This window comes from Pantoea sp. Ep11b (assembly GCF_040783975.1).
Lineage (GTDB): Bacteria > Pseudomonadota > Gammaproteobacteria > Enterobacterales > Enterobacteriaceae > Pantoea.
The window spans coordinates 2,167,420-2,189,088 of sequence record NZ_CP160631.1 but is presented as its reverse complement, the minus strand read 5'-3'; the positions used below and the strand labels follow the sequence as shown (position 1 = coordinate 2,189,088).

Genomic DNA, 21,669 nt, shown 5'->3' with positions numbered 1-21,669 from the left:
GAAAATTGAGGGGTCACATGCCATCCTGCTTTGCCAGGTTATGACGCCAGCAACTGATGCCGGGCGTCAGACTCCACAACGATGTTGGATAAGTGCCCGATATGTTCAATCACGACATCCACCTGGTCGCCTTCGTACATGAAAAGTGGCGGCGTGCGCTTTTTACCGACTCCGCCAGGGGAACCGGTGATAATGACATCACCGGCACTGAGCGAAGTGAAGGTGGTGATGTAGCTGATCAGGTCGGCTACTTTGTGGATCATGTTTGCGGTGGAGTCATTCTGGACCATCCGTCCATTCAGCCAGGTCTGAATCGACAGCGCGTGAGGATCCGGGATTTCATCCACGGTGGTCATGCTGGGTCCAAAAGCGCCTGTATGCGGCCAGTTTTTTCCGGCGGTAAACCAGGCGTGTTGCCAGTCCCGCACGGATCCATCCATGTAGCAGCTGTAGCCTGCAACATGCTGCATGGCGTCGCTCACTGCGATATTGAAGCCGGGCTTACCGATAATGACCGCCAGCTCGCCTTCATAATCAAATTCGTTGGATAACGCCGGTTTGACAACCGGTGTGCCATGGCCGGTCTGGGAGTCAGGGAAACGAACAAACAGCGTCGGCGCATCGCAGGTCTCAGAAAACTCTCTGCGTTTTTCCGCATAATTCATTCCCACGCAGAATATTTTTCCCGGTGCTTCAATGACGGGTAAAAAGACAATCTCGCTGGCCATGAGATCGATCGGGTTATTTTGATAACGTCTGGCTATCTCTATGGCATCCTGCTGTAGTAAATTTTTCAGATCGGGATAGGTCTGACCGATTTTACTTTCCAGATCTATAATTCCGTTGTCTGTAAAAATACCGTAGCTTTTACGCCCTTTATGGCTGTAGCTGGCTAATTTCATAATAGAACCTGTTTCATCTGTTTAAATCTGTCGGGATTCACGCTACCTGACAGCGCGTGAACATGAAGTAGCCTGACATTTATTTCATCGGGGCCACGGCCATCGGCCTTTTCTGTTCACTGCCGGATAAAGAGGTTGCGACAATGGCCGCCACCACCAGCAGCGCAATGATAAAGCCCGTCATGCCATGCCAGCCTGTGGCATGAAATACAAAGCCGTTAATAAAACCAATCAGCGAACCGCCCATGTAATAAAAAAACAGATAGAGCGCGACCGCCTGACCGCGTGCATGGGTGGCATTTTTACTGACCCAGCGCAGACCAATGGCGTGACAGCCAAAGAAACAGGCAGTGAAAATCACGGCACCGACAATAAATATCACCACCTGATTAACCAGTGTCAGCAGCATTCCCAGCGCCATAATAGCGAAAAGTGTTCTGAGCACGTTCATACTGCCATATTTCTCGGCCAGCCGACCTGCCTGAGGCGCGGTAAAGAAACTCAGGGCAAAACTGAATGAAATCAGCCCTGCGTTGGCATGAGAGATATTAAAAGGTTCGCCTTTAAGAAAGAAAGCCAGATAGTTATAAAGCGACGTAAACACGCCAAATATGATGAAGCTGATAACAAATACCAGGGAGAGATGTCTGTTTTTAAAATGCGCGGCCGCGCCCTTAACCACACACAGCACGTTCAGGTTTTCCGTCGGTTTAAAGTTTCTGGAGGCGGGCAGCAGGAATTTGACCAGAATCGCCACAAGGATCAGGCTGACGGCAAATCCATAGAAGATGGTATTGATGGAAACATAGTCAATTAACTGGCTGGCAATGATACGTCCTGACATGCCGCCCATCGAATTACCAAAAACAAAATAGCCGGTAACAATCCCCGCCACAACAGGGGCTACTTCTTCACTGATATAGGCGGTTGCCGCCGCTGCAATACCGCTGAGTGAAAGACCGATTACGGCCCGCAGAGTTACTAACAGCGCCCAGGAATTCGCCAGCGGGCAAAGGATCGTCAGTACGCCGCCCAGCAGCAGCGACACGATAATTAATCGCTTTCTGCCATAGTGATCGGATAACGTGCCGGTGAATAGCAGCCCTATTGCCAGCATTGCCGTTTCGGCGGAGAGAATAATACTGACCTGGCTGACAGGCACCTCATATTCAATAGCCAGCACCGGAAGCAGTGGCTGAATAAAGAAAAGAGAGGCCAGTTCAGCCAGTCCGGATAAAGCCAGTGCCAGAATAATACGAATATACGCCCCAGCGTTAACCTCGCTCGCAGCGTTGTTTTCCTTGTTTTTCGTTTTAGTCATAACGTCCTCGATATTATTTCAGGGTCCAGAGAGTTGCAGCCCGCATGAGCTAAGCCTTTTTCTTTTAATCGCGTGACAGAATTAAACAGCTTCGGAGATGACCACGTCCGGCACACAAACCTCGCCTTCAAAAAGTTTCCGGCAGGTCCTGATAACGGCGGCCCGTGTCTTTTCAATTTCATTGCTGTCGTTGGTGAGAGAAACGGAAATTTTCCCGCCGGGATGCTCGATATTAATCACAGGGGCAGAGGCGATTTCAGGCTGGCCTGAAATAATTTTCCACGCCACTGAGCCTTTAATTCGGGTGGCCGTCGCAATACCAATGGAACCGGTAATTGCCAGCGATCGGTGGCAGGCGTGCGGCATAAAGTAACGAACATTAATCGTGCCGCCAGCGCGGGGTCTGCTCAGCAGCACGGGTTTAGGGATCACTTTATCTGAAACATCACCCAATCCCATCGCCCTGCCAGCCTGACGGCGGAGATGCTCCAGACGCGTCATAAATGCGCGGTCAGCCTCCAGTTCAGCCGGTCTTTCATCACCCGATTTTCCCAGCTGTGCCGCATCGATAAGCACCATCGGCATCGCCATATCAATGCAGGTTACCTCTGTGCCATCGATACGATCGATGACGTTGCCGGTTGGCAGCAGCTGACCGGTTTTACAGCCAGCTGAATTCAGGAATGTCAGCGCCAGCGGAGCCGCGGTGCCCGGCACACCATCGATGTGCGTGTCGCCTTCATAACGCACAACCCCCTCCGGCGTCTGCACTTCTGCGTCAACCAGTGTGCCGGTGTTGAGGTTACGAATACGCACCATGGTGACAGGCCCGGTTGCGCGGACGAGCCCCTTTTCAATAGCGAAAGGTCCCACTGCACAGAGCATGTTGCCGCAGTTAGGGGTGGTATCCACGCGTCGCTCGTTGACCATGACCTGGACGAACAGATAGTCGACATCGGCGTCCGGGCTGGTCGACGGGCTGACGATGGCAACTTTGCTGGTCTGCGGGCTTCCCCCACCAATCCCATCAATTTCAAGTTCATGACCTGCGCCCATCAGCCCCAGTAGCACCGCATCGCGCGCCGCAGTATTAACCGGCAGGTCGCTGGCCAGAATAACGGGGCCTTTTGAGGTACCGCCACGCATTAATACGCAAGGAATTTTCAGCATGTTGTTTTCTCATTTCTTATGATGATGACAGCCGCAACAAGATTCCATAGCGCGGTTATTAACGCTAATGTCAAAATTCACAGCATTAATACGCTTTGCGTATTAATAAAGGGTGCGTTAGGGTAATTGCATCATAATCACCACAGGATTTCGGCATTAATGCAGCACGAACTTCAGGGCATTCAGGCATTTGTTAAGGTTGCAGAAATCGGATGTTTTACACGCGCATCTAATTTTCTTCACATTTCACAACCTGCATTAACACGCAGAATAAAAAAACTCGAAGAAAGTCTCGGGATAATATTATTTGAGCGATCGACACGAAATATAAAACTGACCGCTGTTGGCCGGGAGTTTTTGCCTAAAGCAAAGAATTTAATCGACTTATATGAAAGTTCTATTCTGAATATCCGCGAAATGGCAACCCACCAGCGCGGTCTGGTTACCCTCTCCTGTCTGCCTACGGCCGCATTTTACTTTCTGCCCGCTGCGATCAAAGATTATAACAATCGCTATCCCCACATTCGTATCCGGATCCTTGAGCACAGCGCCAGCGACTGTCTCGAAGCGGTGCTAAATGGCGATGCAGATTTCGGCATAAATATGATTAACATCACACATCCCAATATCGATTTTACTCCTCTCGTAAATGAACCCTTTGTTCTGGCCTGTCGTCGCGATCATCCGCTGGCGCAGAAACCGCTGGTCATGTGGGATGATCTGGCAGGTTTAAGGCTGATTGGGGTGCGGCGATCCAGCGGAAACCGGTCCCTGATCGATGAGGCGCTGGAGAGTGTCGCGTTTAAGCCAGACTGGTTTTATGAGGTCAGACATCTCTCCACCTCACTGGGCATGGTGGAAGCAGGCCTGGGTGTGGCGGTGGTGCCGAATCTGGCGATGCCCGTGAATGAGCATCACATTCTGGTCAGCCGTCCACTGGTTGAGCCAGTTATCCGGCGCACGCTGGGGCTGGTGCAGCGGCGGGAAACCGCCCTCAGTCCGGCCGCTGAGAAATTCAGAGAGCAGTTGCTGCAGCTCTGGTCGCAGGAAGCCAGCAGTCCATGGATTGGTCAGTTCACGACCTGATCCGGTTATGTACGCCCCCTGACCCGCTGTCGGACAGACAGCCCTGCCGGTGAGCCTGTGTTAATGTCATGCTCATCGGCAGGTCAGCAGCTTTCAGTTAAGCCATACGCACTGTGTTAATGCGTCGCTTTAATCACAAAGGTGACGACACCAAACACCTCCAGCACATCTTCAGTGCGGATAGCGATCGGTTTGAATTTGGTATTCATGGGCATCAGTTGCAGGCAGGGGTGAAGCTGAAGACGCTTAACGGTGAACTCTCCGTCGACGGCGGCGACCACAATATCGCCGTGGGCGGCAGTAAGGGAACTGTCGACCACCAGCATATCGCCATCGTTAATGCCCGCCTCAATCATCGACTCGCCGCTGACGCGGACAAAATAGGTGGCGCTGGGATGCTGAACCATCAGCGCATTCAGATCGATGCGCTGTTCAACATAATCCTGTGCCGGAGAAGGAAAGCCACAGGGGACACGTTCGATATAGAGCGGCAAAGGCAGGATAGCGCGAATGTCCGCAGGTTTAATGAATTCCACAATTTCACTCCTTTTTCAGATTACTGTATATAATTACAGTAATAGCTATTCCCCCTTTTAATCAAGTGATATGGCCCTTTTTTAAGTAAAACGTCTGATGGCCCAGCACTTTTTTTTATCGCCCTTTTTTCATTGCCGGGATAGTAAACAAAAACGGGTTACTTTCAGCGCAGCAGTGAAATATTTCCGTCATCGGCTTACAGTAATGCCACTTATAAATTACGCCGTGAATTATTCTGACTTAAGGAAAATCTGACATCCGCTGTCTGGTCCGGTCTGGCGTTTGAATATGACCGGTGAGCGGGTTATTCTGCTTTTTTTCAGGCATGGAGGAGTTATGGCAGACGACGATCGCATCAGAAAGCTGGAAGAGACGGTAGCGCAGTTAACGGTGGAGACCACGGTATTAAAAGCGATACTGGGCCAGCAAATCGCGCTGAATAATCTCAACTACAAAGGGAAATTTGACGATGTGCTGGCGGCACTGGCAAAGGAATATGCTGAGCGCGGGCTGGAGGAAGGGAATAATCAGGCCATCCATGATGCCCTGCGGCAGTATATTAAGTATGAGCCTCCCGGCATGGAATAAATGCCCTTCCGGCAGCGCCCGCCTGCCGGATTTTATCGACGCGGCTGAACGCTGCTCCGGCTGGCGGCCACCCTCTCTGGTGCACCTCCGGCTTTATACCCCGCTGTCGCTTTCCAGCGCATCCTGAATCGCATCAGCCAGATTCGCTATTTCATTCGCCACAGCCTGCAGATCCCAGGAGGCCTTCGAACCGGTTGCGGAGGTCGAGGCGCTGACGGACTCTTTTGCGACAGAGAGCGCCGCCGCGACAGCGACCGCGCGTTTATGTTGTTCCTGGGTGATACCCGCAGCGGGGATCGCGAAATAGTCGTGGACCATGATCATTTCCTTGTAATGGATAAGGGGTCAACCTTAGCTGTCTGAACCGGCGGTGTGAAGTGAATTATGCTGTGTCACTTCTCCGACGGACAATATGGCGACAGCCCGACGTGACGCTGCACATTTTCCGCGCTGAAACCTGTACAGGTTTTGCTGATGACCGCACTCAGACGGGCGATTCAGCTCCCTGCTGTAGCAGGAAGACATTTTTCATCGTCAGGCTGTGAACCCACCCCACTGCCGTAAGCAAAACCTAACGCCTTGTATTTTATGGCTTCGTGGCAATAACGCCAGCATCAAATTAAAGGTGCATTTAAAATACACCACCGACCAGTGCCTTTTTGTCAAATTTTATTGTACAAGTTTGCCATTCTTGTATAACTTTACCTCGTGATATTAAATCACTTGTAACGAAAGGTGCATTGCACCGCATCTGAAGGTGTTGTGGATTTCCACCTTCAGATGCAATTTTTTTTGCGTCAGCCGCTAAGCGGACCGCAATCTCCCCCAATTTCTTATGAGGCCTGACCATGCAAACAACGATGAATACAGAGTCTCAGATTTCTGATTACTTCATGAACTCTGGTACCGCGCTGAGCACGGAACAGCAGGTGATTACTGCCGTCCATGCCGAACTTGCTCGCGCAAAAGCCCACGTCTCCGATAAAGATCTCGTGCTGGGCCTGATAAACCACCTGGAGAGCGAGCGTGATGTGATGAAACAGGATATCTACCGTCAGGCGCTTGAGCATGTTCTGCAGCGCGCGTCGGTGACCAGCGACAGCTGATAACCTGTGTCTGTTATGAGGGAACGCGAATTAGCATGGATGCATTTCCCGACCGGAATCGGCCCCATTTTTTGGGGCTTTTTTATTTCTGCCCTGCGCAACGCCTGCCCCTTCTCAGCACCGATCTGAGGCCACCCAGTCAGCCATATATCGCTCCGCTTAAACGCTTTTTTGCCGATTATTTCACCATCAATCCCGGTTAATTGCTCTCGTTCCGCTTTATTTATCCGTTATCTGTGTCCAGGCTTTTTCTGCATCCCCTGCAAACACAGACGAGGAAAATAATCATGTTTCATCATTCATCAAAACTTCAATTCCCGGTTCGTGTAGAAAAGCCCGATCCTGAGTTTGCCATGCTGCTTCAGCAGGCCATCGGCGGCGTCGAGGGTGAGATTCGTGTAGCGATGCAATATTTTTTCCAGGCGATGGGCGCTCGCGGCGATGTCCGGATCCGCGATCTGCTGATCTCGACCGCGACGGAAGAGCTGAGCCATATCGAAATGCTGGGCTACGCCGTGGCACTCAACCTTGAAGGCGCCCCGCTCTCTTATCAGGAAGCGTCGGCGAAAGATCCGGTGGTCAACGCCATTCTGGGCGGCATGAATCCGCGCCATATCCTCTCCTCGGGACTGGCGGCGATGCCGGTGAACGCCAACGGCATGCCGTTTGATATGAGCCATATCTACGCCTCCGGCAACGTGGCCGCCGACATGCTGGCGAACGTTACCGCAGAAGCGACGGGCCGCGTGCTGGCGACCCGGCTCTACAATATGACCGAAGATAAGGGCATGAAGGATTTCCTCTCCTTCCTGATCGCCCGTGACACCCTGCACCAGCAGCAGTGGCTGGCCGTCATCGAAGAGATGGGTGGCCTGAACGCCTCGCTGCCGATCCCGAACAGCTTCCCGCAGGAGCATGAGGCGCAGGAGCACGCCTATTACTGCCTGAACACCTCGCTGGATAAGCCGCTGCCGGAAGGCCGCTGGAGCAGCGGCCCGGCTTACGATGGCCGGGGTCACTTCAGCGCGAAACAGCAGCCCGATATTCTGGGCGACGAGCCGCTGCTGGGTAATGCCCGTCCCGGCTCCGGCGCTCAGTCCGAGCAGATTGACGGCATCACCCCGCCGAAACCCTGATCGCTCTCCGGTCCGGGCCTGATGCCCGGACCGGATTACCCTGTCTTTTATGGAGGAAACGTCATGTCATCCACTCAGCGTCCACAGCCCCCTTTCGCAGAGCAGCAGCAGAGCTGGCCTGGCAGCACGGCCGCGATGCAGCCTCAGCCCGACCACGGTGAAGAGAGCTATCAGGGTTCAGGCCGGCTGGCGGGTAAAAAAGCGATTATTACCGGCGGCGACTCCGGCATCGGCCGGGCGGTCGCCATTGCGTTTGCCCGCGAGGGTGCCGATGTGCTGATCTCTTATCTTGATGAGCATGAGGATGCGCAGGATACTGCCCGGCTGGTGGAGGCGGCGGGCCGGAAGGCGCTGCTGGTGCCTGGCGACATTACCGAGGCGTCACACTGCAACGCGCTGGTTGACCAGGCCGTCGAGGCGTTTGGCGAAATCCATATTCTGGTGAACAACGCGGCCTATCAGATGACGCGCGAATCGCTGGATGCAATCAGCGATGATGAGTTCGATCGGACGATGAAGACCAACCTCTATGCGATGTTCTACCTCAGTAAAGCGGCCACGCGGCATATGCCAGCAGGCGGCTCGATCATTAATACCGCCTCAATCAATGCCGACCAGCCGAAACCAAAGCTGCTCGCCTACTCCGCCACCAAAGCCGCGATTGTAAACTTCTCCGGCGGCCTGGCGGCCCTGCTGGCTGAAAAAGGTATCCGGGCCAATGCGGTCGCGCCTGGCCCGATCTGGACGCCGCTGATCCCGTCAACCATGCCGGTTGAACAGGTGAAAAATTTCGGCAGCGAAGTGCCGCTGCAGCGTGCCGGTCAGCCTGCGGAACTGGCACCCACCTATGTGATGCTGGCCAGCGATGAGGCCAGCTACATTTCAGGGGCCACCATCGCCGTGACGGGCGGCGTTGCCATTATTTAACCGGCTGTTCCCCGGCCGATTCCGCCTGCGGATCGGCCACCAGCTGCTGCGCTATTCCCCACTGGTAGAGCGGCTCCCGCGCCAGATTCTTCATTTTCACTTCACACATGATGTCGAAATCCCGGAACGACAGCGCCCACGCATTCAGCGTCGGATTAAAGAAATAGTCGGAGTGCGCCCGCAGTTTGCTTTTGCTCACCCCCAGCTGCTGCTGATCGGGCCAGCCCTGCGCCGGAATAATCCCCTCCTGCGAAATCGAATAGTGCAGCACCGGCCGGACGCCGCGCCAGGAGTCGATGACGCTCGCCACACGCGCATCATCGGGCTGGATAAATTCGCTCTCTTTTACCCAGTGGTGATGGATATCCAGCACTACCGGACAGAGCGGGGCCGCCTGCAGCACATCATCCAGCGAGCAGGAGATTTCATCGTTTTCCACCGTCAGCATCAGCCGCGCTTCCGGGCTGAGCCGGTTAAACGACTGCTTAAAGCCGTCGAAGCCCGCCTTGCCATTCATATGGATGTTAATTTTAAAATCCTGGAAGGTTTTACCGTAGCCCATCAGGCAGGCGCAGAGAGTGTGATACTCCACATCCTCCAGCGCCCGCGTCACCACATCAGGGTTGTCGGAGGCCAGCACGGTATACTGCCCCGGATGGAATGAGAGCCGGATCTGGTGCGCCCGCGCCAGCTCGCCACAGCGGGCAAACTGCGAATAGAGCGCCGGCAGAAATTCAGCAAACAGCGGTGCGGCTTCGGGCACCGTGTAGAGGGGCAGCAGGTCGCTGCCGATACGCATCATCCTGAGTGACGGCGGCAACGTCGCCAGCTGCTCCAGCGTCAGGAAGAGATGATTGAGATTGGTTACGGTGATCTCATACAGCAGCTGGTAGCGTTCGTCGTGCGATAAACTCAGAAAGCGTTTACGGGTGGTCGCGCGAAACGGAAAAAACTGTTTCCCCTCGGGGTTAAGATACTTACATGCGAAGCCTAATTTCATGTCTGCTCCTGATTTATGCTTATCAGAAGTGTAACAGGCCGCTGGCGACCAGCCAGTCGTGAGCCACGGCGTTGAGCGGAATAGCCGCAGGAGGCGTACTTATACAGGGTGAGACGTGCCGGCGCGGCGCGGGCGAAGCGGCTGCCCGCCCCAGTGTGCGGCAATCGCGTCGGGCCGGACCCTCCGGTCTGGAAAGTGTGTGGAAACCTTTCTGACGGCTGACCGGGCCGCAAAGCGTACCCGATCAGGATCGTGAGAAAGCCGCGCCCGGCCACGCTTAACCCGCCGTGTTGCACGGATTGGTCGGGCCGCTGCCCTGCTCAGTGATGCAGCATCTCCTCCACGACCTGCGCATTGGTCATCTGATAAGGGTACCAGGTCGGCCAGTTCTCCATCTCCGTCAGCAGAGCCTGCTGCGACACGTTGCCCATAAAGATATGGAAATGCGCAGACTTGCGCGGGCCGATGGTGTGGTCGCTGAACTGCACATATCTGGGCGCTTTGCTGTCCGCATCCTGGCACTCAAACAGGTAACGCACCCCTTTTTTGCCTGACGTATAGGTCAGAATTTTATGGCCCGCGTAGCGGTAGTGACAGGCGCTGACCTGCTCCCCGACGTGAAACTCCATGACACCGTTTTCGATGCCGATCGTCGTAACGTTAGTGGCGTAGCCTTTGCGGTAATAGGCTTTAATCTCCTCTGCCGTTTTACCGGGCGTCTGCTGCGCTTTCTTCTGCCAGACCGGGTCCAGCTCTCCGCTCTGCAGCAGCGGATAGACCGACTGCCACAGTCCGTCCCAGTCAGAGAGCGGACGATCTTTCACATCGCTGTCAGCAAAAACGCCTTCTGCCGCCTTCTGCTCCATCGCAGAGAGCGGTTTTCCATGCGTATGCGTGCCGTGCGCCAGCGCCTGCTGGCTGATTAACAGCGCCCCGATGACCCTAATCCACTGACCTGTCAGATTTGCCACAACCCCATCCTCACTCATCGTTACAATTGCGCAAAATGTTATGATATAACATTTCCAAACTCAACGAAAAGTTTCCGGCTGTGACGTTAATTTTGTTTAACCATTTTCAGCCCTTTCCGGCCTCTGCGCTGACCTGCTGGCGGACAACGCCGGAACGTCAGCAGACCGGATTATTCGTATGGCGGGCGCGGCCTGACCCGCCGCTAAGCCAGACGGTTCGGGCATCGATAAGCGTAGCGACAGGAGAGGTGCAGAGATAAGCGGCGGTTTCTGTCCGGATAAAAAAGGAACGTGTGCGGCGGTTAAATGGCCGGTTAACCCTCACGATTGTTCAGGTTGTTCTATATTTAGTGTCGTTGAAAGTTAAATAACCGCTGGAGCATGGATTAATGTCGAAAGATACAGAGAAGAAACCCCTGAGCGAACGTGCGCCCACCACCGGTCCCGAATCCTCAGAGCCGGGTCTGGGATCGCTGGCACCCAAAGATGGTTCACATCAGCCACCCGCTGAACCGACACCGCCCGGCAAACAGCCTACCGCACCAGGCAGCCTGAAAGCTCCGCAGACACACAACGCCAAACTCGACCAGCTTGAAGCCAGCCGTAAAAACGGCACCCATCAGGCCCTGACCACCAATCAGGGTACGCGCATCGCCAACGATCAGAACTCCCTGACCGCCGGGTCGCGCGGTCCGACGCTGCTGGAAGACTTTATTCTGCGCGAGAAAATCACGCACTTTGACCACGAGCGTATCCCCGAGCGTATCGTCCACGCCCGCGGATCGGCCGCCCATGGCTATTTCCAGCCTTACCGCTCACTGAAAGATCTGACCAAAGCGCAGTTCCTCAGCGACCCGGAGCAGATTACCCCCGTGTTTGTCCGTTTCTCCACGGTTCAGGGCGGTGCCGGTTCCGCGGATACCGTGCGTGATATTCGCGGTTTTGCCGCCAAGTTCTACACCGAAGAGGGCGTTTTCGATCTGGTCGGCAACAACACGCCGGTCTTCTTTATTCAGGATGCGCATAAATTCCCTGACTTCGTGCATGCCGTTAAGCCGGAACCGCACAACGAGATCCCACAGGGCCAGAGCGCCCATGACACCTTCTGGGACTACGTCTCTCTGCAGCCGGAAACCATGCACAACGTGATCTGGGCGATGTCTGACCGTGGCATCCCGCGCAGCTACCGCACCATGGAAGGCTTTGGTATCCACACCTTCCGTCTGATCAACGCCGAAGGCAAAGCTACCTTTGTCCGCTTCCACTGGAAGCCGGTGGCCGGTAAAGCCTCGCTGCTGTGGGATGAGTCGCAGAAACTCACCGGTCGCGATCCCGATTTCCACCGTCGCGACCTCTGGGAAGCGATCGAAGCCGGTGATTTCCCGGAATATGAGCTGGGCCTGCAGCTGATCCCGGAAGAGGATGAGTTCAAATATGACTTCGATATTCTCGATGCTACCAAGCTGATCCCGGAAGCGCTGGTGCCGGTAGAGATCGTTGGCAGGATGGTGCTTAACCGCAACCCGGACAACTTCTTTGCGGAAACCGAGCAGGTGGCGTTCCATCCGGGCCATATCGTGCCCGGTCTGGACTTCTCCAACGATCCGCTGCTGCAGGGTCGTCTCTTCTCTTACACCGACACGCAGATCAGCCGCCTGGGCGGGCCGAACTTCCATGAGATCCCGATCAACCGTCCAACCTGCCCTTACCACAACTTCCAGCGTCAGGGGATGCATCGTCAGGATATCGATACCAATCCGGCGAACTACGAGCCGAACTCCATCAACGATAACTGGCCGCGTGAAACCCCACCGGCGGCGAAAGGCGGCGGCTTCGAGAGCTATCAGGAGCGTGTGGAAGGCCATAAGGTGCGTGAGCGCAGCCCGTCGTTCGGTGAATACTACGCCCAGCCGCGCCTGTTCTGGAACAGCCAGACGGCGTTCGAGCAGCAGCACATCATCGGGGCCTACTCGTTTGAGTTAAGTAAAGTGGGCCGAGCCTATATTCGCGAGCGTGTCGTGGACCATCTGGCGCGCATCGACCTGAAACTGGCGCAGGGCGTGGCGGATAACCTGGGTATCGCGCTGACCGACGAGCAGCGCAACATTCAGCCGCCTGCGGCGGTGAACGGCCTGACTCAGGATGAGAGCCTGAGTCTCTACGCCGTGCCGGGCGGAGAGATCAAAGGCCGCCAGGTGGCGCTGCTGCTCAGCGACGGCGTGAAAGCCGCAGATGTGCTGGCCATCCTGCAGGCGCTGAAGGCGGAAGGCGTCCACGCTAAGCTGCTGGCGCCGCACATGGGTCAGGTGCGGGCCGATGATGGGTCAGTGCTGCCGGTGGATGCAACCTTCGCCGGTCTGCCGTCACTGACCTTTGATGCCGCGATCGTGCCGGATGGCAATATCGACGCCCTGCTGTTAAGCGGCGATGCCCGTTACTTCCTGCTGGAAGCCTACAAGCATCTCAAGGTGATCGGCCTGGTGGGCGACGCACGCCGCTTTAAAGCGCAGTTCGGCCTCAACGATGGCGATCAGGAAGAGGGGATCGTGGAAGGTGATTCGGCAGAGCGCGCGCTGATGTCTGCGTTTACGCAGGCGATGAAGGCGCACCGCGTCTGGTCACGCAGCCAGAAGGCGCAGTCGGTTCCGGCCTGACAGATTGCGTCAAAGAAAAACCGCCCTCCGGGGCGGTTTTTTTATGCCATCGCGGGATCTCCGCCGTTGTCAGAAGCTCTGCCAGTTATCATTGTCCGTCACGGCGACAGGCTGACGGGCTGGCACGACCAGCGCCTTCGCCACCGGCGCGGCGGAGAACGCTGCCCGCAGGCTGCTGGTTTTAAAGACTGAGACCGTTTTGCGCAGCGTGCTGGCCTGATCCTCCAGCGAGGCGGCGGCCGTGGCGGACTCTTCCACCAGCGCGGCATTCTGCTGCGTTACCCCATCCATTTCCGAGACCGCAATGCAGACCTGCTCAATGCCGCGGGTCTGCTCTGTGGAGGACGCCGCGATCTCTTCGATCAGCTGCGTTACCCGGCTGACCGACTTCACGATGCTCTCCATCGCCACGCCCGCCTGAGAAGCATGACCGGCGCCGGTTTTGATGCGCTCGGCGGAGCGCTCGATCAGCCCACGGATCTCCTGCGCCGCACTGGCGCTGCGTCCGGCCAGCGAGCGGACTTCCCCCGCCACTACCGCAAATCCCCGGCCCTGCTCACCGGCGCGCGCGGCTTCCACGGCGGCGTTCAGCGCCAGAATATTGGTCTGGAAGGCAATGCTGTCGATAATGGCGGTAATCCCGGCGATCTGGCTGGAACTTTCGCTAATCTGATCCATGTTTGCGATAACCCGGGCAACGGTTTCGCCCCCCTGCTGCGCCGTGGCTGACGCCTCTTTGGATACCGTGGTGGCCTGCTGCGCATTGTCCGCGTTGAGTTTCACCGTAGACGTGAGCTGCTCCATGCTTGCGGCGGTCTGTTCCAGCGCGGCCGCCTGCTGCTCGGTACGGGAGGAGAGATCGGTGCTGCCGGCTGAAATTTCCGCCGCGCCGGTAAAGATAGAGCGGGTCGCCTCATCGACTGAAGTGATGGTCACCACCAGCGCGTCACGCATCTGCTGCAGCTCCTGCGTCAGCAGCCCCATTTCGTTACGGCCTTCCGGCTGGATCGTCGCAGTGAGATCGCCCGCAGAGATGGCGCGCATATGGCCGGTCAGCCTGGCCAGCGGGCCAATCAGCAGTTTCTGCAGTCCGATCCAGACCGCCACGCCGATCACCGCGGTGATGAGGCCGATAGTCAGCAGCGCCCAGAGCGCATCCGTCAGGCTGCGCTGGTTATGCAGAGAGGTATCTTTCATCAGCTGGATGTTCACCGCCCGCCAGGCTTCATAGGCGCTGTCGAGCTGATCCTGTGCCGCCTGCGCCTCCAGGTTGCCGTAGGCCGGATAGTTGCCCTGCTTCAGGAAGGTAACAGAGGCCAGCATGGTGTCACGCATCTGCCTATAGGCGGTTTCAACCTGCGCCGACTGCGCCTCACCCTGCCCGGCTCTGCGCGGCATCGCCTGCCACGCGCTGAAATCCGCATTGGCCCTTTCCGCTGACTGTTGTGCCTGCTCCAGCAGCGCCGCCATCGCCGCCAGCGATTTAGGGTCCTGCTGATTTTTCAGGAAACGGATCGCCACGCGGTTGATGGTGACGCGGGTTTTGATCAGGGTTTTAACCGCATCGCTCAGATGCTGCTGCTGCAGCGTCAGCTGTTCGGCCGCCACAAAGTTTTTATCGGCCTTCGCGACGCCGTTATAAAACAGAAAACCGGTCAGGGTGAGTAACGTAATAAAAATGGCCAGTACGGCCAGAATGCCGTGTGTAATTTTAAGATTTTTTAGCATGTCGGGAGGCTCATGTCAGAGGAGATAAGATCGTTATCGGCCAGTGCGCCATTTATCTGAGCATCGGCGTGCAGACGATGCCGCACGCATCGCCAGCGACAGAAAAAAGCGCGGCGGCAGAACCTGAGCGCATTCGGCGCTTAACAACCGCCCCCCCGCTGTGGTTGAATTCGCCCCTCCTCTTTTTCGTACGTGGTTATCATGCATTACATTCAGAGTCTGACGAGTTTTATCGAGGGAAACCGGGTGCTGTCGATCAGCTTCAGCCTGCTGCTGCTGGTGATGGCGGGCATGATCACGCACCTGATCTGCAAATTCTTCATCGTCAAAGTGATCAGGAAGGTCTTTTTCAGCAGTCATAAAAAGGGCGTGCCGCTGGATAAAGACATCCGCCTCTCTCAGAAACTGTCAAACTTTGTGCCGGTGATTGTGGTCTACAATTTTCTGCAGTTTATGCCGGGCCTGCCTGAAAATCTGAAAGTGGCCATTCAGACCATCTGCGGCATCCTGTTCTTTATCTATCTCTCGATCTTCTTTAATGAAGTGCTGGAGATCGTTAACAACTCCTATTCGCGCAAGTCCAAACGCAAAAATCACTCGATCAAAGGCTATATCCAGATTGGTAAAATCCTGGTGCACATCATTGCCGCGATCATGATTCTGGCGATCATGTCCAACAAGTCACCGGCGATTATTATCTCCTCGCTGGGTGCGGTGGCCGCCGTGCTGATGCTGATCTTTCAGCATACGCTGCTGTCGCTGGTGGCCAATATTCAGCTCTCCTCCAACGACGTGCTGCAGCTGGGCGACTGGATCGAGATGCCGGACAGAAACATCAGCGGCGAGGTGATCGATATTGCGTTGCACACCATCACTATCCGCAACTGGGACAACACCCTGTCGCGCATTCCGACCAAAAATTTCCTGACCGAGACCTACACCAACTGGCAGGCGATGTTCTCTTCAGGCGCACGCCGCATCATGCGCAGCTTCTGGCTCGATCAGAAGTCGATTACCTTTGTGAATCAGGAGATGCTGCAGGCGATGAGTCAGATCCGTCTGGCCGGTGAAGCGATAACGGAGCTGCTGGATGGACGCGATATCAGCGCCGTCGGCGACCGCTGGTTTATCGAAAACAACATCACTAACCTGATGGTGTTCCGTAAATTCCTGACCGCCTGGCTGGCGCAGCGTGATGATATTCAGAAAGAGATGTATATCGTGGTACGGCCGCTGAAGCCGTCGCCGGAGGGGTTGCCGGTGGAGGTCTACTGCTTTACCTCGTCAATTTACTGGGCCGACTATGAGAATACCCAGGCTGCGATTTTTGAGTACATCACGGCGATGACCCGTTTCTTTTCGCTGCAGATCTATCAGCATCCGGCAGGCTCCGATTTTGCCCGACTGGCGCAGCCGCGCGCCGACAGCCGGGAGTCGCAGCAAAACGGCGGATGCTAGCCGGTGATGCCGGTGGCATCAGACGCCACCGGGCAGCGCCACAGCCGGGCCGGTTAACTTTTGCTCAGCGCATAATTCAGTACCCTGTCATTTTTCATCTGGACGGTCAGCGTCTGCCCCTCGGTGGTATTCAGGGTGCGCGCCTCGCTGTAGGTCCACTTCAGCAGCCGCTGCCCGTCGGTGTAAGGCGTTTCACTGTCTGGCTGACCAAACAGCGCGATCAGCTGCGCCCGGCTGGTCTGACCGGCATGAATATGCTGCAGATTACCGCTGTCCAGCCGGTGTCCGACCCGGTTAGAACAGGCGGAGAGCAGCAGCAGCGCAGCGAACAGAACGCATTTCCTCACGTCATTTCCTTTTCAATGTTCAGCGGCGCCGATCCTGCGATGTGACTGGCGCCATCAGGTTTAAGCGTAGAGCGAATCCGCCCCATCCGGCAGGATTTTCTGCGCCTGCCGATGCGCCTCTGCGGCCGGTGGCGGTCATTTCACTGCAATTAACACAAATTCATGCCGCGCCACGCCCCGCCGCCCTGCGACTGCAACATCTTAGTCTATGATTACTGTCTGTATACCCTGTGAAAACGGTCTCATCGCTGGCTTCCTGCGGTATCACGCTGAATACCAGTCCAGCTTCCTGGCTGAAGAGACGCGCCAGCCCATCTGGCATTCTGGTCTCGCTGATAGCTTTACGGTTTTTTAACGCTTGTGTCATCAACACCCTTTTCGTGCGATGGCTGCCATCGCGCATTTCCAGGCTAAATGAGGCAACTGAATGGAATCCAAATCTTTTTTTAAAAGCTGGGGCGCAGAACGGGTTGCCAGCGACGAGGTGCGTTTCCGCCTCTGGGCAACCGGTCAGCCGCGCGTCACGCTGCGGCTTTCAGGTCAGGATATTGAGATGACACCAGAGGGTGATGGCTGGTTTGAAACCCGGGTCGCCGGAGTCGCCGCCAATACCGAATATGATTTTGTGCTGGCAGATGGCACCGCCGTGCCCGATCCCGCCGCCCGTGCGCAGAAAGACAGCGTCAACGGCCCGTCGCTGGTGATCGACCCGGCAGCCTATCGCTGGCAGAACAGTCAGTGGCAGGGACGGCCGTGGGAGGAGTCGGTGGTGTATGAACTGCACATCGGCACCTTTACCGCCGAGGGAACGTTCCGGGCGGCCATCGATAAACTGCCGATGCTGGCCGACACCGGCATCACCATGATCGAAGTGCTGCCGGTGTCGCAGTTTGGCGGTAACCGCGGCTGGGGCTACGATGGCGTACTGCTCTATGCGCCACATGCCGCCTATGGCACGCCCGACGATTTCAAAGCCTTTATCGATGCCGCGCATGGTTATGGGCTGTCGGTGGTGCTGGATATTGTTCTGAACCACTTCGGGCCGGAGGGCAACTATCTGCCGCTGCTCTCGCCCGACTTCTTCCACAAGGAGCGCCAGACGCCCTGGGGTGCCGGGATCGCCTACGACGTCGATGCGGTGCGCCGCTACATCGTGGAAGCCCCGCTCTACTGGCTTCAGGAGTACCACCTCGATGGCCTGCGTTTCGATGCGATTGATCAGATCGACGATCCCAGCGAAAAGCATGTGCTGGTGGAAATTGCCGAGCGCATCCGTGCCGACATTACCGACCGTCCTGTCCATCTCACCACCGAAGATTGCCGCAACGTGACCTTCCTGCATCCGCGCGATGAAAACGGCCATGCGCCGCTGTTCACGGGCGAATGGAACGATGACTTCCATAATGCTGTGCACGTACTGGCTACCGGGGAAGATCACGCCTACTACCAGGATTTCGCCGACAGGCCCGAACAGCGGGTGGCGCGCGCGCTGGCCGAAGGCTTTGTCTATCAGGGCGAAGTGTCGCAGCAGTCGGGCGAACCGCGCGGCGTGAAGAGCAGCAGCCAGCCGCCGGTGGCCTTCGTCGACTTCATTCAGAACCATGACCAGACCGGGAACCGCGCGCAGGGCGATCGTCTGATCACGCTGGCCGGTGCAGAGCGCACCCAGGTCCTGCTGGCGACGCTGCTGGTGTCGCCCCATATTCCACTGCTGTTTATGGGTGAAGAGTATGGCGAAACCCGGCCATTCCTCTTCTTTACCGATTTCCACGGCGATCTGGCGAAAGCGGTGCGGGAAGGTCGCGCCAGGGAGTTTGAGGGCCATGCGGGTTACGGCGAGAGCGTGCCGGATCCCAACGATGTCACCACCTTTGAGCACTCAAAACTGAACTGGGCGCATACCGACACGCCGGAAGGTCAGCAGTGGCTGACGCTGACGCGTCAGCTGCTGGCTCTGCGTCAGCAACACATCGTGCCGCTGCTGCGCGACGCGGGCGGCGATGCCGGTCAGGTGGTGAGCACGGCAGAGGGCTTCCTGGCGGTGCGCTGGGACTTCCCGCAGGGCACGCTGTCCCTGGCGCTGAACGTCGGCAGCCACGCGCAGCCGATCCCGGATCTGCCGGGCGAAACCCTGTTTGCCTGGCCACAGGCCGATACCGAACTGACCCCCAACGCTATCGTAGTGCGTCTGGCTAAGAGAGAAGCAGAATGAATATCCCAACCGCAACCTACCGCATTCAGTTTCGTAACGGCATGACGTTTGACCGCGCGGCGGCGCTGGTACCCTACCTGAAAATGCTGGGGATCAGCCATCTCTATGCCTCGCCGATCTTCAGTGCGACCGCAGAGTCAACTCACGGCTATGACGTGACCGACGTTAATCAGATCGAGCCGTCGATCGGCGGCCGTGAAGGTTTTGATCGCATGGCCGCCGCCCTGAAGGCCGCCGGGCTGGGGCTGATCCTGGATATTGTGCCTAACCATATGGCCGCTTCGCTGGAGAACCCCTGGTGGCGCGATGTGATCGAGCATGGCGAACAGAGCCGTTACGCGCACTATTTCGATATCGACTGGTCACGCCGCCTGACGCTGCCGTTCCTCGGCGACACCTTTGAGGCGGAGCTGGAAAAGGGTGACATCCGCGTGCAGCGCGATCCGCAGACGGGAAAACCGGCGCTGGCCTACTTCGACAATTTCTATCCGCTGGCACCGCACACCTGGCAGGATCGTGAGGAGGCGGTGCTGGCCCTGGACGCCGCCGGCATCGCGGAACTGCATGACCATCAGCCGTGGCGGCTGATGTCATGGCGTGATGCCCCCAGCGACCTCTCCTACCGCCGCTTCTTTGAAGTGACCGGCCTGGTCGGCGTGCGCGTGGAAGATCCCGCCGTCTTTGATGCCGCCCACCAGCTGATCCTCGAACTGGTTCACAGCGGCGCGGTGCAGGGATTGCGTGTGGACCATGTGGATGGTCTGGCCGATCCGCACGGTTATCTGGAGCAGTTACGCCAGGCGGCAGGCCCTGACTGCTATCTCACCGTAGAGAAGATCCTGGGCGACGATGAGCAGCTGCCTGATGCGTGGCCGGTGTCCGGCACCACCGGCTATGAGTTTATGGCCGCCCTCGCCAACCTGCTGGTCGACAGTGAACGACTGAGCGGACTGCGCAAGGCGTATCAGGCAGTGATCGGTAAAACCGTGGATATGAAAGCGGAGCTGCGCGCGGCTAAGCTGCTGATGGCGAACCGCAATTTTGCCGGGGAGTTTAACCGCCTGCTGCAGCTGGCCCTGAAGATTGCCGAAGCCAGCGGTACGCCCCAGCCGGAAGCGCCCCTGAAAAACGCCCTGCGCGAACTGCTGGTGGCGTTCCCGGTCTACCGCACCTACGGCACGCCGGAGGGGCTGACGCCTGCCGACACTGCGCTGCTGGAGCAGGTGGTCAGTCAGGTCAAAGCCAGCGCGCATGCGCCCGACAGCCAGGCGCTCGACTTCCTCACCGCGATTCTGCGGGCGGAAACCGCCCCTTCAACCCGCGATGATGCCAGTGAGTTTCGTACCCGCTTCCAGCAGCTGACCGGACCGCTGATGGCGAAGTCGGTGGAAGATACCCTCTTCTTCCGTCAGCACATGGCGCTGGCGCTGAATGAGGTCGGCGCTGAGCCGCTGGCGCGTCACTTCTCGCTGGATCAGTTTCATGCCGAAATGCAGAAGCGACGCGACCATCAGCCCGACGCGCTGTCCGGCACCTCAACCCATGACACCAAGCGTGGTGAGGATGCCCGTGCGCGACTCTATACCCTGACCGAAGCCCCACAGCGCTGGGCCGACTGTGTGAGCCGCTGGCGCGCGATGAACGAGGACAAGGTCGTGCGCCTGAAAGATGGCCCGGCGCCCGAACCCGCCGTGCAGTGGATGCTGTATGAGGCGCTGGCCGGAGTCTGGCCGACTGACCTGCAGCCGCAGGATGCGGACGGTCTGGCGGCACTGGAAGCACGCTTTGTCGTCTATGTGGAGAAAGCGCTGCGTGAAGCCAAACTGCGCACCGACTGGGCTGACAACAACGACGCCTACGAAGAAGCGGTGCTGGAGTATGCACGCCACCTGCTCGCGCCGGCCAACCGCGCCTTCCTGGAGGACTTCTGTGCATCGCTGCAGCCCTTTATGCGGGCCGGACTGGTCAACAGCCTGACGCAGACGGTGGTGAAACTCACCGCGCCGGGCGTGCCCGATATCTATCAGGGCAGCGAGGCGCTGGACTTCAGTCTGGTCGATCCCGACAACCGTCGCGAACCCGATTTCGAGGCGCTGGCGGCGATGCTGGCGTCACCTCAGCACGATGACAGCGAAGCACACTGGCTGCGCGGTCAGGTGAATCAGCAGGCGATCGTCAGACTGCTGACGCTGCGTCAGGAGCAGCCGGAGCTGTTCCGCCGTGGCGACTATCTGCCGCTCTCCGCAGAGGGCGCGCAGCAGGATAAGGTGCTCGCCTTTGCCCGCACCAGCCAGCAACAGGCGGTGATCGTCATCGTCTCGCGCCGGGTCTTTGACCTGCTGCCGGACAATCTCGATCAGCCGCCGGCCGGACGCTGGGCCGGGACGCATATCGCCCTGCCTGCCGCCCTGAGCCAGCGTACCTATCGGGACCGGCTGACCGGCAAAACCCTCGCCGTCGCGGAGCAGTTACCGCTTTCGGCGCTGGCGTCGCAGTGGTGCGCCGTGCTGGTGGCGGAGTAAATCC

General features: G+C 57.3%; 18 protein-coding genes. 9 read left to right on the top strand and 9 right to left on the bottom strand.

What is annotated here, in order from left to right:
• Positions 1 to 38 precede the first annotated feature (38 nt).
• The 3 genes from AB1748_RS10405 to AB1748_RS10395 all read right to left on the bottom strand — a co-directional run bounded on the left by AB1748_RS10405 (position 39) and on the right by AB1748_RS10395 (position 3,393).
• Entirely contained in the window at positions 39 to 902 is an 864-nt protein-coding gene (locus AB1748_RS10405) for a fumarylacetoacetate hydrolase family protein (protein WP_367395458.1), read from the bottom strand.
• Between the two features lie 79 nt (positions 903 to 981).
• Positions 982 to 2,223 (bottom strand): MFS transporter, encoded by a 1,242-nt coding sequence (locus tag AB1748_RS10400; protein WP_367395457.1) that lies wholly within the window; start codon positions 2,221 to 2,223, stop codon positions 982 to 984.
• A gap of 81 nt (positions 2,224 to 2,304) precedes the next feature.
• Positions 2,305 to 3,393 carry a 4-oxalomesaconate tautomerase gene (locus AB1748_RS10395; protein WP_367395456.1) on the bottom strand — a complete coding sequence of 363 codons (1,089 nt, stop codon included), beginning with the start codon at positions 3,391 to 3,393 and terminating at the stop codon, positions 2,305 to 2,307.
• Between the two features lie 159 nt (positions 3,394 to 3,552).
• On the opposite strand from AB1748_RS10395, the gene AB1748_RS10390 reads away from it, so the two are divergent.
• Positions 3,553 to 4,479: a LysR family transcriptional regulator gene (locus AB1748_RS10390; RefSeq protein WP_367395455.1), complete on the top strand. Its 927-nt coding sequence runs from the start codon at positions 3,553 to 3,555 to the stop codon at positions 4,477 to 4,479.
• A gap of 116 nt (positions 4,480 to 4,595) precedes the next feature.
• Here the strand turns inward: AB1748_RS10390 and umuD are convergent, their stop codons facing one another.
• On the bottom strand, positions 4,596 to 5,015 hold the full coding sequence (umuD, locus tag AB1748_RS10385; RefSeq protein ID WP_367395454.1) for a translesion error-prone DNA polymerase V autoproteolytic subunit: 420 nt from the start codon (positions 5,013 to 5,015) through the stop codon (positions 4,596 to 4,598).
• Between the two features lie 337 nt (positions 5,016 to 5,352).
• Between umuD and AB1748_RS10380 the strand changes: the two genes are divergently transcribed.
• On the top strand, positions 5,353 to 5,604 hold the full coding sequence (locus tag AB1748_RS10380) for a hypothetical protein (protein WP_111142007.1): 252 nt from the start codon (positions 5,353 to 5,355) through the stop codon (positions 5,602 to 5,604).
• Between the two features lie 93 nt (positions 5,605 to 5,697).
• On the opposite strand, the gene AB1748_RS10375 is transcribed toward AB1748_RS10380, so the two are convergent.
• The gene (locus AB1748_RS10375; RefSeq protein WP_111142008.1) at positions 5,698 to 5,922 is read right to left on the bottom strand and encodes a hypothetical protein; all 225 of its coding nucleotides are present in this window, start codon (positions 5,920 to 5,922) and stop codon (positions 5,698 to 5,700) included.
• A gap of 530 nt (positions 5,923 to 6,452) precedes the next feature.
• Here AB1748_RS10375 and AB1748_RS10370 point away from each other — a divergent pair.
• From AB1748_RS10370 to AB1748_RS10360, 3 genes are all read left to right on the top strand, one after another.
• A complete protein-coding gene (locus AB1748_RS10370) occupies positions 6,453 to 6,710 on the top strand; it encodes a biofilm development regulator YmgB/AriR family protein (protein ID WP_293769892.1) in 258 nt (85 codons plus the stop codon).
• A 287-nt stretch (positions 6,711 to 6,997) separates the two neighbouring features.
• Positions 6,998 to 7,846 (top strand): manganese catalase family protein, encoded by an 849-nt coding sequence (locus tag AB1748_RS10365; RefSeq protein ID WP_111142010.1) that lies wholly within the window; start codon positions 6,998 to 7,000, stop codon positions 7,844 to 7,846.
• Between the two features lie 63 nt (positions 7,847 to 7,909).
• A complete protein-coding gene (locus tag AB1748_RS10360; protein WP_111142011.1) occupies positions 7,910 to 8,773 on the top strand; it encodes a glucose 1-dehydrogenase in 864 nt (287 codons plus the stop codon).
• On the opposite strand, the gene AB1748_RS10355 is transcribed toward AB1748_RS10360, so the two are convergent.
• Positions 8,766 to 9,773, bottom strand: coding sequence for a UV damage endonuclease UvsE (locus tag AB1748_RS10355; RefSeq protein ID WP_367395453.1), 1,008 nt, complete (start codon positions 9,771 to 9,773; stop codon positions 8,766 to 8,768). The two genes, AB1748_RS10360 and AB1748_RS10355, sit on opposite strands and share 8 nt — an antisense overlap.
• A 320-nt stretch (positions 9,774 to 10,093) precedes the next feature.
• Positions 10,094 to 10,762 carry a metal-binding protein ZinT gene (gene zinT, locus AB1748_RS10350; protein ID WP_367395452.1) on the bottom strand — a complete coding sequence of 223 codons (669 nt, stop codon included), beginning with the start codon at positions 10,760 to 10,762 and terminating at the stop codon, positions 10,094 to 10,096.
• A gap of 371 nt (positions 10,763 to 11,133) precedes the next feature.
• Here zinT and katE point away from each other — a divergent pair, with 371 nt between their 5' ends.
• On the top strand, positions 11,134 to 13,398 hold the full coding sequence (katE, locus tag AB1748_RS10345) for a catalase HPII (protein WP_293769885.1): 2,265 nt from the start codon (positions 11,134 to 11,136) through the stop codon (positions 13,396 to 13,398).
• A gap of 69 nt (positions 13,399 to 13,467) precedes the next feature.
• Here the strand turns inward: katE and AB1748_RS10340 are convergent, their stop codons facing one another.
• Entirely contained in the window at positions 13,468 to 15,126 is a 1,659-nt protein-coding gene (locus tag AB1748_RS10340; protein WP_293769883.1) for a methyl-accepting chemotaxis protein, read from the bottom strand.
• 201 nt (positions 15,127 to 15,327) lie between these two features.
• Here AB1748_RS10340 and AB1748_RS10335 point away from each other — a divergent pair, with 201 nt between their 5' ends.
• Positions 15,328 to 16,584: a mechanosensitive ion channel family protein gene (locus tag AB1748_RS10335; RefSeq protein ID WP_111139042.1), complete on the top strand. Its 1,257-nt coding sequence runs from the start codon at positions 15,328 to 15,330 to the stop codon at positions 16,582 to 16,584.
• Positions 16,585 to 16,637: 53 nt separating this feature from the next.
• Here the strand turns inward: AB1748_RS10335 and AB1748_RS10330 are convergent, their stop codons facing one another.
• The gene (locus tag AB1748_RS10330; protein ID WP_111139043.1) at positions 16,638 to 16,931 is read right to left on the bottom strand and encodes a hypothetical protein; all 294 of its coding nucleotides are present in this window, start codon (positions 16,929 to 16,931) and stop codon (positions 16,638 to 16,640) included.
• A gap of 427 nt (positions 16,932 to 17,358) precedes the next feature.
• Between AB1748_RS10330 and treZ the strand changes: the two genes are divergently transcribed.
• Together treZ and treY are read left to right on the top strand one after the other, a co-directional pair.
• Positions 17,359 to 19,143: a malto-oligosyltrehalose trehalohydrolase gene (gene treZ, locus AB1748_RS10325; RefSeq protein WP_367395451.1), complete on the top strand. Its 1,785-nt coding sequence runs from the start codon at positions 17,359 to 17,361 to the stop codon at positions 19,141 to 19,143.
• Positions 19,140 to 21,665, top strand: coding sequence for a malto-oligosyltrehalose synthase (gene treY, locus AB1748_RS10320; protein WP_367395450.1), 2,526 nt, complete (start codon positions 19,140 to 19,142; stop codon positions 21,663 to 21,665). Before treZ ends, treY begins: the two co-directional genes overlap by 4 nt.
• Positions 21,666 to 21,669: the final 4 nt, after the last annotated feature.